The organism is Halorubrum sp. F4 (assembly GCF_027257195.1).
Classification (GTDB): Archaea; Halobacteriota; Halobacteria; order Halobacteriales; family Haloferacaceae; genus Halorubrum.
Genome location: NZ_JAPDFS010000001.1, coordinates 285,188 through 299,970 on the forward strand (window position 1 = coordinate 285,188; position 14,783 = coordinate 299,970).

General features: G+C 67.8%; 14 protein-coding genes and 1 pseudogene. 12 read left to right on the forward strand and 3 right to left on the reverse strand.

What is annotated here, in order from left to right; all coding sequences use genetic code 11:
- Window positions 1–916 precede the first annotated feature (916 nt).
- The 6 genes and pseudogenes from OKW78_RS01435 to OKW78_RS01460 all read left to right on the forward strand — a co-directional run.
- Window positions 917–1,180: pseudogene (locus OKW78_RS01435) on the forward strand (hypothetical protein); the annotation flags it as partial.
- Window positions 1,181–1,606: 426 nt separating this feature from the next.
- Window positions 1,607–2,326, forward strand: coding sequence for a hypothetical protein (locus OKW78_RS01440; protein ID WP_281193559.1), 720 nt, complete (start codon window positions 1,607–1,609; stop codon window positions 2,324–2,326).
- 236 nt (window positions 2,327–2,562) lie between these two features.
- Window positions 2,563–3,198, forward strand: a complete 636-nt coding sequence (locus OKW78_RS01445) for a hypothetical protein (protein WP_281193560.1) — start codon at window positions 2,563–2,565, stop codon at window positions 3,196–3,198.
- Between the two features lie 25 nt (window positions 3,199–3,223).
- Window positions 3,224–4,426 (forward strand): signal peptidase I, encoded by a 1,203-nt coding sequence (locus tag OKW78_RS01450; RefSeq protein ID WP_281193561.1) that lies wholly within the window; start codon window positions 3,224–3,226, stop codon window positions 4,424–4,426.
- A complete protein-coding gene (locus tag OKW78_RS01455; RefSeq protein WP_281193562.1) occupies window positions 4,419–5,000 on the forward strand; it encodes a SipW-dependent-type signal peptide-containing protein in 582 nt (193 codons plus the stop codon). The genes OKW78_RS01450 and OKW78_RS01455 overlap by 8 nt, the downstream gene beginning before the upstream one ends.
- Complete coding sequence (locus tag OKW78_RS01460; protein WP_281193563.1) at window positions 4,997–5,164, forward strand: hypothetical protein; 168 nt, start codon at window positions 4,997–4,999, stop codon at window positions 5,162–5,164. Before OKW78_RS01455 ends, OKW78_RS01460 begins: the two co-directional genes overlap by 4 nt.
- Window positions 5,165–5,183: 19 nt before the next feature.
- On the opposite strand, the gene OKW78_RS01465 is transcribed toward OKW78_RS01460, so the two are convergent.
- Complete coding sequence (locus OKW78_RS01465) at window positions 5,184–5,705, reverse strand: hypothetical protein (protein WP_281193564.1); 522 nt, start codon at window positions 5,703–5,705, stop codon at window positions 5,184–5,186.
- Between the two features lie 61 nt (window positions 5,706–5,766).
- Window positions 5,767–6,363 (reverse strand): hypothetical protein, encoded by a 597-nt coding sequence (locus OKW78_RS01470; protein WP_281193565.1) that lies wholly within the window; start codon window positions 6,361–6,363, stop codon window positions 5,767–5,769.
- A 485-nt stretch (window positions 6,364–6,848) separates the two neighbouring features.
- On the opposite strand from OKW78_RS01470, the gene OKW78_RS01475 reads away from it, so the two are divergent.
- From OKW78_RS01475 to OKW78_RS01485, 3 genes are all read left to right on the forward strand, one after another.
- On the forward strand, window positions 6,849–7,436 hold the full coding sequence (locus OKW78_RS01475; RefSeq protein WP_281193566.1) for a hypothetical protein: 588 nt from the start codon (window positions 6,849–6,851) through the stop codon (window positions 7,434–7,436).
- Between the two features lie 58 nt (window positions 7,437–7,494).
- The gene (locus OKW78_RS01480; RefSeq protein WP_281193567.1) at window positions 7,495–8,952 is read left to right on the forward strand and encodes a deoxyribodipyrimidine photo-lyase; all 1,458 of its coding nucleotides are present in this window, start codon (window positions 7,495–7,497) and stop codon (window positions 8,950–8,952) included.
- 105 nt (window positions 8,953–9,057) lie between these two features.
- Window positions 9,058–10,248 (forward strand): PLP-dependent aspartate aminotransferase family protein, encoded by a 1,191-nt coding sequence (locus tag OKW78_RS01485; RefSeq protein ID WP_281193568.1) that lies wholly within the window; start codon window positions 9,058–9,060, stop codon window positions 10,246–10,248.
- A 39-nt stretch (window positions 10,249–10,287) separates the two neighbouring features.
- Here OKW78_RS01485 and OKW78_RS01490 read toward each other — a convergent pair whose 3' ends face one another.
- Window positions 10,288–10,869: a nitrous oxide reductase accessory protein NosL gene (locus OKW78_RS01490; protein WP_281193569.1), complete on the reverse strand. Its 582-nt coding sequence runs from the start codon at window positions 10,867–10,869 to the stop codon at window positions 10,288–10,290.
- Between the two features lie 106 nt (window positions 10,870–10,975).
- On the opposite strand from OKW78_RS01490, the gene OKW78_RS01495 reads away from it, so the two are divergent.
- The 3 genes from OKW78_RS01495 to OKW78_RS01505 are packed head-to-tail and all read left to right on the forward strand — an operon-like array spanning window position 10,976 to window position 14,771.
- Window positions 10,976–13,102 (forward strand): right-handed parallel beta-helix repeat-containing protein, encoded by a 2,127-nt coding sequence (locus tag OKW78_RS01495; RefSeq protein WP_281193570.1) that lies wholly within the window; start codon window positions 10,976–10,978, stop codon window positions 13,100–13,102.
- Complete coding sequence (locus tag OKW78_RS01500) at window positions 13,099–13,902, forward strand: ABC transporter ATP-binding protein (RefSeq protein WP_281193571.1); 804 nt, start codon at window positions 13,099–13,101, stop codon at window positions 13,900–13,902. The genes OKW78_RS01495 and OKW78_RS01500 overlap by 4 nt, the downstream gene beginning before the upstream one ends.
- The gene (locus OKW78_RS01505; RefSeq protein ID WP_281193572.1) at window positions 13,899–14,771 is read left to right on the forward strand and encodes a copper ABC transporter permease; all 873 of its coding nucleotides are present in this window, start codon (window positions 13,899–13,901) and stop codon (window positions 14,769–14,771) included. Before OKW78_RS01500 ends, OKW78_RS01505 begins: the two co-directional genes overlap by 4 nt.
- Window positions 14,772–14,783 lie beyond the last annotated feature (12 nt).

Genomic DNA, 14,783 nt, shown 5'->3' on the forward strand with positions numbered 1-14,783 from the left:
GCTGTCCGCGGGGGAGTTGGACCTGAAGGTCGACTGGCAACAGACCTACAACGGGCCGATCCCGAACGGTGACGGCGAGGTCGGCGAACACCCGGTGAACGCCTACCCGGATACCGCGGTCGACGGCCAGAGCTACGGCGACGGGCTCCAGGACCTCGACGGCGTCCGGTACTCCGGCGCGGGTGAGTTGGATCCCGTGTTCGACGCGGCCGACGTCCCCGCCTGCTGTGACTGTGCGGAGGACGAGTACTACGTCACGTACGGCGGCGAGTCGTACTGTGTCAGCGCGATCTCGGGGGACGAAAGCACGGATGAATTCTACGATTACGATACGGGGGAGTGGTCGTCACTGAATGATGACATTCAGCGACGGAACACGACCGTTCTCTTCCTGTATGAAGACGATGAGGGTGATCTACACCTATTCATAATCAACAATGAACTCGACAACACCAGGAGCTCCGATAACGGATTCGTCGCTTCAGTCACTGTCGAAGGTGCTGAGGGTAGCCAGTGGTTAAACGCGGCGTGGATAGATCAGGACGAACCTGGTACCGACATCGACGCATATCAGGACGCCAATGGAAGCAACGTCGCGACGGCTGACTGGGCTTGGCAGAATAGAAAAACCGACGGCGGCGTTCTCGGTACATTAGATGAGGATTTCGCTCTACGGGTTACTCCGGCGTTGAACAACGCGGCTACGTATGATGGAAACTCGGTCTTCCAGGATCAGACCGATATCGAACGATTGGTGCTCCTTGATGGAGATACATCCACAGAGGTAGTCCTCGAGGATACTGTCGGAACCGACGGTGATCTCGACCCGATCGTCATCCACAGCTCCTGCGGCATCGACAGCGGTGCGGAACTTGACACGCCCGCCGTCTTCCGGAGCGAGAACTACCCCGATCAGGAGCACCTCGTCGAGCTCGACGACGTCAAACCGGGCGATACGGGCGAGATAACCTTCTCGTTACACCTCTGTGACAACCCCGGCTACGTCTGGTTCACGGCAGGCAACTTCTCGCAGGACGGCGGGACGTTGACGGAACCTGAGAGCGTCTCGATGAACGAATCGGATCCGGGCTCGGTCACGGAGGGCGACGACATGGGAGAGCTCGCCGATCACGTCGACGTGACCCTCTGGTACGACGACGACTGCGACAACATCTACGACGAGGAGACGGAAACGCCGATATTCGAGGGGACGCTCGCCGGGCTGATGGACGAACTCGGCGTCGAGCAGGGTGCCGACGAGGAATCCGACGCCTTCGCGGGTATGCATCAGTTGGACGCCGATCCGCGTACGGAAGGCGTCGAGTGCTTCCCCGCCGAGGAGGGGTTCTGTATCGGTTTCGAGTGGGAGGTCCCGATAGAGGTCGGCAACGTCATCCAGGGTGATTCCGTCGGGTTCGACCTCGGATTCTACACCGAGCAGTGCCGCCACAACGACGGAAGCGGTCCGGACGACGGAAACAGTACGAACCAGACGCCGACGTAACGGAGCGTCGACGATCCACGTCGGTGCGCGGACGGGCGGAGCGATCCCACCGCGGGCCGACGCTTGGCGTGAACTCGAAACAAGAGATCGAACGCACGCGACATGACGCACACTCCGATATCGCGGCGACGACTGCTCGCCGGGGTCGGCGGCGGCGTCACGGCCGCAGTCGCCGGTCTCGCGCTCTCGACGGGCGGGAGTCGCGCGTACACGGACACGATACAACTCCAGACGGAGACGATCGAGGGGCTCGTCGTCGACTGGCGGGAGACGTACAACGGAACGGTTCTCACGGACACGACCGCGACGCCCGAACCCTCCGGCCCGGCGATCGCCCTCGGCAACGTGCTCCCCGGCGACGCCGGATCGCTCAGTATCCGCCTCCGGATCGAGACGGACGGCTCGGACGGGGATGGCAGCGACGGCAGTGGAGCGATCCCCGCGATCGAGCCCACGCTCTCGTTCTCGCTCGGCGACGACGTCGAGCCGAGTCCCCTGCGGGAGTTCATCGACGCCGCGGTGTGGTACGACACCGGCCTCTTCGACGTCGACGCGCTGGGATCGGACAACGCGGAGCGGGATCCGGGAGAGGGACTCGTCCATCCGGACGCGAGCGGAACGCTCGGTGACGTGGAGGACGCGCTCGCCGGGGGCGTCGCCCTCGACGCCTCGCCTAACACGCCGGGCGCGAGCTGTCTCGACGCCGACGGCGCGGTGACGGTCACGTTCGGCTGGTCGTTCCCGCCGAACCGCGAGGGGATCAACGCGGTACAGGGCGAGACGATCGAGTTCGACCTGACCTTCGATGCCGCCCAGTGTTGACCCTCTCCGATCGGCGAGCCGCCGGCGACCGCGAAAGCGACGCGGACGTAACGACCCGTTGAGCCGATTCAACGAACGATTCGAGCCGAGCGTCGGTCTACAGGCTCCGCTCGAAGGCTCACAGCCGACTCATACACAAGTACCCCCTCAACGAAGGATGGATCGAAGCGATCGGGGAGCGACGCTCGAGACGGCTCACGGATCGACGCACGGGACGTTCGAACGGGGGATCACCCATGTCCGATGAGGACTACTCACGCCGACGGCTGCTCGGGGCGGTGGCGGGCACGGGTGCCGTCGGCGCGGCCGGCGGTGCCGTGACCGGCGCGTACCTCGCGGACTGGGAGCCCGTCTCCGAGGCACTCGTCCGGACGGGGTCGTTCGGGCTTGAGCTTGCCGTCCTCTCGAGGGACGGGCTTAGTGACCCACCCGTCCCCTCCGATGACGACTTCGGATCGGTCGCGACGGTCCCCGTCGAGTTCCCCGACCTCTCGCCCGGAAGTCGGGGCACTCTCAGAGTCGGCTATCGGCTGTGTGAGGCCGACGGCTGGGTCTGGGTGCGGGCGACGGGATCGACGGAATCGAACGGCCCGGCGACGTACCTCGACGTCCGGCTCATGGGGGGGCAGGTCTGTGACCGCGGGGGTACCGAGCTCTTCGTCGGGACGCTCGCGGACCTGCTCGACGCCTTCGGAGACGGGGAACCGCTCCACGACGACTGTGCCGGCTGTGAGCCGGGGTGTCTCGACCTCGAGTGGGAGCTCGACGACGACGTCCCGTCCCGGCTCTCGGGAGCGTCCATCTCCTGCTCGTTCGAGTTCACCGCCGAACAGTGCCGTCACAACCAGGGACGTGATAACCCATGGAACTGAACGCGAACGGAGGTGAGTCGCCGTCATGTCGGTGAGCCTTCCGGAGCGACGCCGCGTGCTCGACTGGGCCGGCCTGCTGTTGTTGATCGCCCTCGTCGTCCCGTTCGTCGTCTACGCGGTCCCCGGAGTCGTCGGCGCGCAGGGGGGCTACGTGGTGTTGTCCGGGAGCATGGAGCCGTCGATCGGCGTGGGTGACGTCGTCATCGTCGACGACGTGACTCCAGCCGAGATCGAGGAGGGAGACGTGATCACGTACCTCCGGGGCGATGCCGACACGCCGACGACCCACCGGGTCGTGGAGGTCACGGAACGGAACGGGGAACGCGCCTTCATCACCCAGGGCGACGCCAACGAGGATCCGGACGCCGCGCCCGTCCCGGCGTCACGGGTCCTCGGCGAGGTCGCCGTCGTGATCCCGTACATGGGCTACGTGATCGAGTTCGTGAACACGCCGACGGGCTTTCTCGCGCTCGTCGTGATCCCGTTCGTGCTGCTCGCGCTCTCGGAGGTTCGGTCCGTGATCGCGGGCGACGACTCCGGCCCGACCGAGGGAGCTCTCGAGGACGAGGGGTCCGGAGAGACCGGGGATTCCGGTGGGACCGAGGGTTCCGGAGAGATCGAGGGTTTCGGAGAGATCGAGGATTCCGGGGAGGCAGGGGAGAACGACGGCGACTCCGCCGAGATCCCGCCGATGGGGCCGTTCGAAACCGCTGCCGTCGACGATAGTGAATCCGAGGTTCGGGCGAACGAGGTCACGGGGGCGAGCGGGGAATCGAGCGCTTCCGTCGATGCGAACGAGGACGCGGCGGCGAGCGGAGAGGCGATCGCGATCACGCGAACGGACCTCCGCCTCTCGGGGCTCGTCCTGACGGGAACCACCGGATACGCCGGCTGGGTCGTGTATCACGTCCAGACGGCGTGGTCGTTCGCCGCCGCGTTCGGATCCGGCTTCGGGCTCCTGCTCGTCGCCGGGATGTACTACGCCGCGGGAGGGACCGATCCGGAGAGCGGTCACTCCTCGAGCGGTGACGATCCCGATCGGGTGGGCGATCGATCGCCGAAGGTCGACGGCCGTTCCCGTGAGACGCGTTCGACCGGCGTCATCCGAGCCGACGGTGAGGGCGACCCGAGCGAATCGACGGAGGATCTCGGCATCGAGAACGCGCGCGACTCGCCGCCGAGCGACGAAACGCCGACGCGTGACCCTCCGGAGGGTACCGATGAGTGATCGGACTCCGACCAAGGTCCTGGCGTTCGCCTCGGCCGTCGCGTTAGTGATCGCCGGGATCTCGGGCGGTGCCGTGACGTACGCGTCGTTTACCGACAGCGGCAACGTCGCCGTCACGTTCTCCGTCGGGAACGTCCCGGAGGATCCGGAGCCGGACTTTGCGGGGGACGGAACCCCGACCGTAGAGACGAACCGGAACGGAACCGAGACGGACGGGGACGCGGAGACGGATCGGAAAACGGAGAGTGGACCTGACGATGGCGACCCCCGCACCGACGAGGGAACCGACGACGAAACGACGAACGACACGTCGACCCAGGGTACGGAGACGAACGATACGTCGACGCAGGGTACGGAAACGAGCGAGAGATCGGAGAACCACACGTCAACACACGAATCGTCGACGAACAACGAATCGAGCACGGAGCCGTCGACGAACGACGAATCGACCATCGATCGAATCGTCGTCCGGGATCGATCGGAATCGACGAGTCGACGTAGCAGTCACGAGGACGGGGCGTTCTTCGTCTCGAAGCCCACGAGAGACGTCATGTCGGGTGGAGACGAGCGATGACGCCGAACGACCCGCCCGACGATCCGCGCCGCACCGGACTCGGTCGGGCTCGAGTCGACGGCGGTTGGAGTCCTCGTCGGTTCGTGACGAAACGGAACGTGCTCCGGCTGTTGATCCTGCTTTTGGTCCTCGTTCCCGTCGTCGATTACCTGTTGAGCCTTTGATAATGATCTCTCCGGCTGTTCATTCCTCGTCGAGGTCGGCACCCAGCCGGTTCCGGTCGGTTTGCCGGACGTAGACGGCCGACGAGATCAGAAACGCCAGGACGATGAGTCCCAAGAGGACGGCCACCGGGATCGAGTCGAAGGGCGGAAAAGCGAGCGCCTCCATCGCGAGGGCGGCGACGCAGACGAGCGAGAGTCCGAGGAAGTAGTAGCTCCAGGGGATCCGGCTCTCGGGAACGGGCTCGAGATAGAACTCCACCCGTCGGGCCCTCGCCGTGAGTTCGACCCGTCCGGTCTCGAGGTCGTAGTTGATCACGCCACGCTCTTCGAGCATGGGGAGGTGGGTCTGTGTGAGCCCGGCGTACGTGCGTTTTCGCTGCGTTGCGGTGATCTCCTCGACCGCCAGGTCGTTCTCGCGCGCGGCCACGTACTCCACGAGGTCCTCGAACGCGACCGAGTCGCCGTCGTGTGCCTTCAGGTACCGGAGGACGTGTCGCCGACGCTCGTTACGAAGGATCTCGAAGACCGTTTCACGGGGCAATACCTCCTCCGCAGCCGCAGATCCGTTCAGGCGGCGGCGGAGCGAACGCATCCTCGATCACTCAGGTCTCCGGAGACGGTCGGTGGACGTCGTTTCGGCGGGTTCGATACGTGTGGACGCTCGAGGAAACGAGAAACGCCGCGACGACGATCGCCGCGGTCGACAAGGAGACGACACCGGAGGTCGTCCCGACCAGCACCGATCCGAAAAAGAGCAGCGCCGCGAGCAGCGAGAGCCCGAGGTAGTACTGTCCCCACGGGATCTCGTGTTCGGGGACGTAATCGAGGTAGAGCTGGACGTCGTCCATGCGTTCGGTCGGGCGCAGTTCGCCGCGTCGACGGTCGTACTCGATCATCCCCGTCTCGTGAAGCTTCGGGAGGTGCGTCTGCCGGAGCGCCGTATACACGCGCTTTCGGTCCGCGTACTCGGTCTCGACGGGTTCCTTGTCGTTCTCCCAGGCCGCGATCGTATCGACCATCTCGCCGAGGTGGAGCGCCTCGTCCGGCGACTCTCGAAGGTACTCGAGCACGTATCGTCGCCGCTCGTTACAGAGGACGTCGAAGATCTCGTCACGCGTCGGCCCCTCCGGTTCAGGAGAATCGGCGTTTGAGGGGCCCGTCGTCTCCTCGACCGTGGTGAGTTCGGTGGATCCCCCCATCACGTCGAGAACTACAGAAGGCGGTTACAAAAACTTAATTAATTTCACATTTGTCGGACCACAAATAGTGTTAACGAACCTCAATCGGCGGCTCGTCGTATACCCGATCGGCCTGTAAAACGCCTCAAAACACCGAATATGGGTGCCTGAGCCGATCAGAACGTCGATCGTCATGAACCGAATAGCGAGCCGTCCCGTGGTCCGTCGCCATCGGTAGTATAAGAAAACAGAAATATAGGAAGTATTAATATGTCACGAGATGTCTGTCGGCACAACGACACTGCGTCGGATTCCGCGAATAACGAGTATCCGCGGATCCGTCGCCGAGTCATGCGGGGACGGAGACGCACCCGCCGACCCGCTTTCCACACCGAACGACGACCGAACGGCCGCGATGAAACGGCCTTTCCGCCTACCGGACGTGACCGATCCGACGTGACCGGACCGATCGACCCGACGGGCGAAAGGGAGACGAGTACCCCAAAATGGACCAGATATCCGCGAAACCGGAGGACGTACCGGAGGGCGATCACGACGGATCGGCAGACCCGACGACGGACGGTGAGTCGAACCACATCTCGACCGACGAGGTGTTCGCGCTTCTGAGTAACGGACGACGCAGACACGTCCTGCGGTTCCTCTCGGAGAACGGCGGCGAGATCAAGCTCCGCGAGCTGGCGACGACCATCGCCGCCGAGGAGAACGGAGTCGATCCCGTCGAGGTGACCTACACACAACGGAAGCGGCTCTACACGTCGTTGTACCAGTCACACCTCCCGCGAATGGAACGTAGCGGCGTGATCGAGTACGACCGGAACAGCGGACTGGTGACGCTCGCGCCGGCAGCGGACGACTTCGACGCGTACCTGGAGGTGGTCGGCGAGAACGAGTTCACCTGGTCGGAGTTCTACCTCGGGTTGACGGGGCTCTTCGCCGCGATCTCGCTCGCGTACGCCACCGGGACGCCGCCGTTCAGCGTGTTCGATCCGGCCGTCGTGATGGCCTCGATGACGCTTCTCCTGCTCGTCGCGGCGCTGGCTCACGTCCGATACACTCGCGGGCGGCGGATCTGAGCGAGGGCCGGCGAGTGCTGGACGGTGGTTTCACGGTCCCCGCCGCCGTGGGATCCCCATGGAACTGTTCTGGCATCGACGGGACCTGCGGGTCGCCGACAACGTCGGGCTCGCCGCCGCGACCGACCGCAGCGCGGTCGCGCCGATCTTCGTCCTCGACCCCGACGTACTCGCACACGCGAGCGACGTTCGGGTTCGGCGCCTGTTGGACGGACTGGCGACGCTTCGCGACGCCTACCGCGACCGCAGGAGCGACCTCCTCGTCTCCCGCGGCGACCCGGTCCGTGTCCTCCCGGCCGTCGCGGACGACCTCGACGCCGAGCGCGTGGTCTGGAACCGCGACTACTCGGGGCTGGCCCGCGAGCGCGACGCGGCGGTGCGGCGCGCGCTCGACGAGGAAGGGATCGCTCGCGAGGCGCACCACGACAGGGTGCTCCACGAGCCCGATTCGATCCGGACGAACGCGGGCGACCCCTACTCCGTGTACTCCTACTACTGGAAGAAGTGGCGGGACCGCGGGAAGGATTCGCCGGTCCCGACGCCCGATCCCGGCGACCTCGCCGATCTCTCGGACCTCGCCGACGCGCTCGAGACCGCGGGTCCCGCCACCGTCGGCGACCTCCCGACGTCGGAGTCCCTCGGTTTCGTCGAGCCCGACGCCGCGGTCGGTCCCGCCGGGACTAAGGCGGCTCGAGAGCGGCTCGACGACTTCCTCGGCGACGACGTGTTCGGCTACGAGGACGACCGCGACTACCCCGCCAGACGGACGACCTCGCGGCTCTCGGCGTTCCTGAAGTACGGCGAGATCGGGATCCGGGAGGTCTACGCCGCCACGGAGGAGGCGATGGAAGCCGCGGCTGATCGCTCCGAGGACGACGCAGAGGGGAGCGTCGAGGAGTTCCAAGCGCAGCTCGCGTGGGGGGAGTTCTACACACAGGTGCTGTTCCACAACCCCGAGGTCGTCACCGAGAACTACAAGCAGTACGAGGCGGGGATCGACTGGCGCGACGATCCCGAGGAGATCTCGGCCTGGAAACGCGGCGAGACGGGGTATCCCATCGTCGACGCCGGGATGCGCCAACTCCGCGAGGAGGCGTACGTCCACAACCGCGTCCGGATGATCGTCGCCTCCTTCCTCACGAAGGACCTCCTCGCGGACTGGCGACACGGCTACGACCACTTCCGCGAGCGGCTCGCCGACCACGAGACCGGAAACGACAACGGCGGGTGGCAGTGGGCGGCCTCGACCGGGACCGACGCGCAGCCGTACTTCCGGATCTTCAACCCGATGACGCAGGGCGAACGCTACGATCCGGACGCCGAGTACGTCGCGGAGCACGTCCCCGAACTGCGCGGCGTCGATCCGGAGGTCGTCCACGGCTGGCACGAGCTCTCGGCGACCCAACGGGCGAACGCCGCGCCGGAATATCCGGACCCGATCGTCGACCACTCGACGCGACGCGAGCGGGCGCTGGCGATGTACAAGCGCGCCCGCGGCGAGGACCCCGACGAGTAGGACGGGTGTGAAGGTCGACGGAGAGCGCCGGCGAGCGGAACCGGACGAGCTCGAGACCTCCCGCCGGTCGCCGGAGTTTATCACGGCCGGGCGACAGTCGTAGCCATGAGCGACGAGCGACGATCCGAACCGAGTCGTGATCGACGGTTCGAGACGAGGGAGGTCCACGCGAGCGCGAGAACCGACCAGTACGGCGCGCTCGCGACGCCGATATACGCCAACACGACCTACGAGTACGACACGATGGACGGGCCGCGCGGCGGCCACCGCTACTCGCGGATCTCGGGGCCGACGAGGGACGAGCTGGAGCGGGCGTTCGCCGACCTGGAGGCCGCCGACCACGCGAGCGCGTTCGCCAGCGGCATGGCCGCCATCGACGCGGTGTGTTCGCTTCTGACCGCCGACGATCACGTCGTCGTGGGCGAGAGCGTCTACGCCGAGACCCACGAACTGCTGACGCGGATATACGCCGGCTACGGGATCGAGACGACGGTCGTCGACTCGACCGACCCCGACGCGATCGCCGAGGCCATGCGGCCGGAGACCGCGATGGTCTACGCCGAGACGCCGACGAACCCGACGCTCCGGATCGTCGACGTCGAGGCGACCGCGGCCGTCGTCGACGAGCATCCCGGCGATCCGCTCCTCGTCGTCGACAACACCTTCGCGTCGCCGTACCTCCAGCGGCCGCTCGAGTGCGGGGCCGACCTGGTCGTCGAGTCGCTCACCAAGTACGTCGGCGGCCACTCCGACGTCGTCGCCGGCGCGGTCGCGACCCGCGAGGACGACCTCGCCGAGGAGATCGCCTACTATCAGTACGCTCGCGGGGGGACGCCGGGGCCCTTCGCGTGTTTCCTGGCGCTTCGCGGGATCAAGACGCTCTCGGCGCGGATGGAGCGACACTGCCGGAACGCGACGGCGATCGCGGCGCTGCTCGACGGCCACGACGCGGTCGAGCGGACCTACTATCCGGGCCTGGAGTCGCATCCGAACCACGCGGTCGCCCGCAGGCAGATGGCAGACTTCGGCGGGATGGTGAGCGTCGAACTCGCCGGCGGACGGGAGGCCGCCGCCGCCTTCGCCGCCGACCTCGACGTGTTCGTGCTCGCGGAGAGCCTCGGCGGGGTCGAGAGCCTCGCCGAACACCCGGCCACGATGACCCACCAGGACTTCTCGCGGGAGCAGTTGGAACGGGCGGGGATCCCGCCGGGACTCGTCCGACTCAGCGTCGGCACCGAACATCGCGACGACCTGCTCCGTGACGTCGAGGACGCGCTGGCCGGGCTCGACGGGTGAGAGGTCGTCGAGGAAGCGGCTACGCGGCGGACCGCCCGCTCACAACCCCTCGAGCGTCCCTCGATCGACCGCCTCGGCGTCCAACGGCTCCCCGCCGTGTTCGGCGACGAACGCCTCAACGTCGGCCGCCTCGCCGAACGGGATCAGCTCCGGGCCCATCGACCCGACCACGTCGCTACCGGCGACCACCGTCAGCTCGGTCGTCCGCGAGAACGCCGACGATTCGACGTGCGAGGAGAACATGACGTCGGATCCCCTCTCGAAGACCTCCTGGTCGACGCTCGAGTAGTCCGTGAGGAAGGTCGCGAGCGGGTCGCGGTCGGCGTCCTCGGCGTCGAACCGGTAGGTGTACGTGCAGACGCTGCTACAGAACTGTGCCGGCCTGCCGCCCTCGGGCTCGTCGTCCGCGAAGTGGACCTGACCGACCGGTCCGGGGTGGTCCCGGACGATCATCCCGCACTGGTCACAGGCTCGTTCCCCGGCCAGCGAGACCGGCGCGATCGACTCCTCGCCGCCGTCCGCACCGCCACCCAGACATCCCGCGAGCGTGAGCAGGGCCCCGCCCGCGATCCCGTCCAGCACCCGTCGCCGTGACGTCGTCGATCCGGCACGTTCCTTCATCGCCTGGACGTTCGAATCCGGCCGTCTTAGCCCCTGGGAACGGATCCGCTCGCCCGTTCGAGGAACGAACCAGATCGGCTATACGCCGGGCGATCGAATCGACGACGTGGCGTTTCTCGATCCCTTCGGCGACCGGTTCGGGCGGGTACTCGCCGCGGTCGCGGTCCTCGTCGTCGTCGCCGGGATCGCGACCGCCGGCGCGTTCGCGGCGGACCCCTCGGCGGCGACCCCCGACCCCGTCGCCTACGACGACACCGTCGAGCTCGGGCTCTCCTCGGAGACGGACGAGCTGATGGCGGGGTCGGCACGGGTTCCCCGCGTCCAGGTCTTCTACTCGCAGCTCCAGTACGTGGTCGGCTACAACGGGATCGAGTCGTTCGTGGCGAGCGTCGACGACGGTCGGACCGAACGCCAGTTCGGCTATCCGCTCGTCGTCCACGTCGAGACGTTCGACGGCGGCAACCCCGGCGTGACGGATGACGGTCTCTTCGAGGCCGAACGGTCGACCGACTGGATTCCCGCGAACGAGGCGACCTACGTCGTCGGAAGCACGGCCCGGACCCCCGCCGGCGAGACGGTCGTGCCGTTCTCGGAGCGGACGAACGCCGAGGCGTTCGCGGCGGAGCACGGGGGACGGGTCCACGACTGGGCGGCCGTCCGGAACCGGTCGTTCGACGTCGACTCCGCGGCGACCGTGCGCTCGATGGCGCCGGAACGGTGGACGGCGGCCGACCGTCGGATCGCCGACGCGGAGGCGTCCGCGGCCGAGCACACCGGCGAGGCGGTCGTCGTCGGCCGGGACGCGCCGACGATCGACGCGGCGGTCGCGGCCGCGCCGCCGAACGCGACCGTCGTGGTTCCCCCGGGGACCTACGAGGAGACGGTCACGGTGAACGAGTCGGTCACGATCGCGGGCGACGGCGCGCGCGTCCGCGGCGACGGGAACGGCTCGGTGCTCACGGTCCGCGCGCCGAACGTGACCGTTTCCGGATTGACGATCGACGGAGTCGGGAACGAGACGCGCGACCCCGAGACCGCACGCGAGTCGGCCGACGGAGACGCCGACGAGGGGTGGGACACGAACGTCCAGCTCGGATACGGCCACGGCGACGCGGGGATCCGTGCGATCGGCGCACCGGGCCTCCTCGTCGACGACGTCGCGGTCGAGACGAACGCGAGCGGCGTACTCCTCCGGGAAGGATCCGATGCGGTGATCCGTGACCTACGCGTCGACGGCAGCGACGACTGGCGCGACGGGTTCATGGGCGTGATCGGCATGGAGTCACGGGTGACGATCACCGACGGCCGGTTCGAGGGCGGCCGCGACGGGGTCTACCTCCACCGTGCCGACGGGTCGATCGTCCGAAACTCGACGTTCGTCGGCAACCGATACGGAACACACCTCATGTACACCGGGAACGCCCTGATCGCGGACAACCGCTTTCGGGACGCCGAGTTCGGCGGGATAACCGTGATGACCCGTCCGTCCGGGAACGCGATCGTCGGCAACGACGTTCGCGACTCCGGGGCAGGGATCCAAGCGTCCGGCACCCGGTCGTACGTCGGCTACAACACGCTCGTGGACAACCGACTCGGCTTCTCGACCAGCTCTCGCGGCTCGCTGTACGAGCACAACGTCGCCGTCGACAACGAGGTGGGCGCGCACGCGACGACGGTGGTGCCCTCGAGCCGAGTGGTCGCGAACGACTTCGTCGGCAACGACCGTCACGCGGAGGCCGGCGCCGGCGCGCTGCGGATCTGGGCCGACGACGACCGTGGGAACCACTGGGAGGGCGCGGACGTCGGGCTCCACGACCCCGGCGAGCGGGCCTATCGCCCGACTGCCCCGGTCGACGCGGCGCTTCACCACGAGACAGCCGCGGCGGTGGTTCGGGAGTCGCCGGGTGCCGTCCTCCTCGACCGGCTCCACGGGACCGTTCCCGGCGCTCGCTCCGGGAGCATCGTGGACCCGTCACCGGCCCCCGGGCCGTACGCTCCCGAGCGGGTCGCCGCGGCGAGGGAGCCGGATCCGGCACCGATCCACCCGGAATGGCGGCTCGAACTCGCCGGCGACGACTCGATCACCGTATCCACCGACACGATGAACGCACACGATCGGAACGCGACGGACGAGACGAACAGAACGGACGAGACGAACGGAACAAACGTGATGGAACCTCGGAGATCGACCGAACGGTCCCGAACGTCGTTCGGCCCGGAGCGTCGCCGATGAGCGACGAACGAGTCGCCGAACTGTCCGACGTCACGCGGACCTACGGCGGCGTCGCGGTCCTCGAGGACGTCTCGGTCGACGTCCGTCCCGGCGTGACGGCCGTGATCGGTCCGAACGGGTCGGGAAAGTCGACCCTGCTCGGCGTCCTTTCCGGAGCGGTCGAGCCGACCGACGGGCAGTCACGGTACGTCGGCCCCGACACATCCAGACCGATCGGCTATCTCCCACAGCGGGTCCCGTTCCGCGAGGAGTTCACCGCGCGCGAGACGCTCGCGTTCTACGTCCGCCTCGTCGCCGCCGACGCCGCGGACCCCGAAGACGTGGCCGATCCCGAGGAGGCGCTCGACCGTGTCGGCCTCGCCGACGCGGCGGACAGACGGGTCGGGGCGCTCTCCGGCGGGATGCGTCGGCTCCTCGGGATCGCGCAGGCCACCGTCGGCGAGCCTCCCCTCGTCGTGCTCGACGAACCGGCGAGCGGGCTCGATCCGGGAACGCGCGAACGAGCGTTCCGGACCGCGACCGACGCGTCCGGATCCGGGACCGCCGTCGTCGTGAGCTCGCACGACCTCGAACTCGTGGACGAGCACGCGGACCGCGTCGTGGTCCTCGACCGCGGCCGGGTCGTCGCGGCGGGTCCGCTGGAGCGGCTGTGTTCGGAACACGGCGTCGACGACGTTTCCGGCCTCTATCGGGCGGTCGTCGCCGGCGACGCGACCGGAGAGGACGACGGGAACGGCGGGGACGGCGGAGACGGCGAGGAGCCGACCGCGGTCCACGTCACGGGGGTCTCGGAGCGATGAGGGGAGGGATCGGCGGGAGAACCGCGGTCGCCACCGTGTTCCGCCGCGAACTGGCGACGGTCCTCCGGACGCCCGGATACGGCGTCCTCGCGGTCGGACTCCTCGCCCTGCTCGGCGGGATCGTCGCGGTCGGCGGGGGGGCCGACACCGGGTTCGTGCCCGCGGTCGTCGATCTGCTTCTCGTGACGGAGGTCGTGGTCCCGCTCGTCGCGTTCGTGATCGGATACCGCGCCCTGCTCACCGACGCCGAAACGGGCGAACTCGCGGTGATCCGGACGTATCCCGTGAGCGTCGGCGGCTACGTCGTCGGGGTGGTCCTCGCCCGCGGGCTCGCGTTCCTGGCGATCGTCGTCGTCCCGTACGCGCTGCTCGGCGTCGCCGTCTGGGCCACCGCCGCCCCCGACACGACGATCTTCGCGACGCACTCCGGGATCGACTCGCCGCTCCTGTACCTCCGGTTCCTCGGCCTGCTCGTCCCGTTCGGCGCGGCGTACCTCTCGCTCGCGACCGCCGTCTCGGCGGTCGCCTCGAGCCGGCGCGGCGCGGTCGCGGTCGGCGTCCTCGTGCTCGCCGTCGCCGTTCTCGGCGGCGATCTCGCGATCCTGCGGTCGCTTGCGACCGGCACCGCTCCCTCGACGATCCCCGGACTGCTCGCGTTCACTCCGAACGGCGCGTTCCGCGGGCTCGTCTTCCAGGGGGTGATCGGGGTGGCGTTCACACCGGAGGGCGGCTTCGTCGACGTCGGCCGCGCGCTCGGCTCGCTTCTCGTCTGGACCGTCGGCGGCGTGGCCGTCTCGTCCGCGACCCTGGCGTACGGCGACCGGCTGGAGGCCCTCCTCGAGGGCGTTCGGGCGCGAGTCGACGAGTGAGCGGTTTTCCCG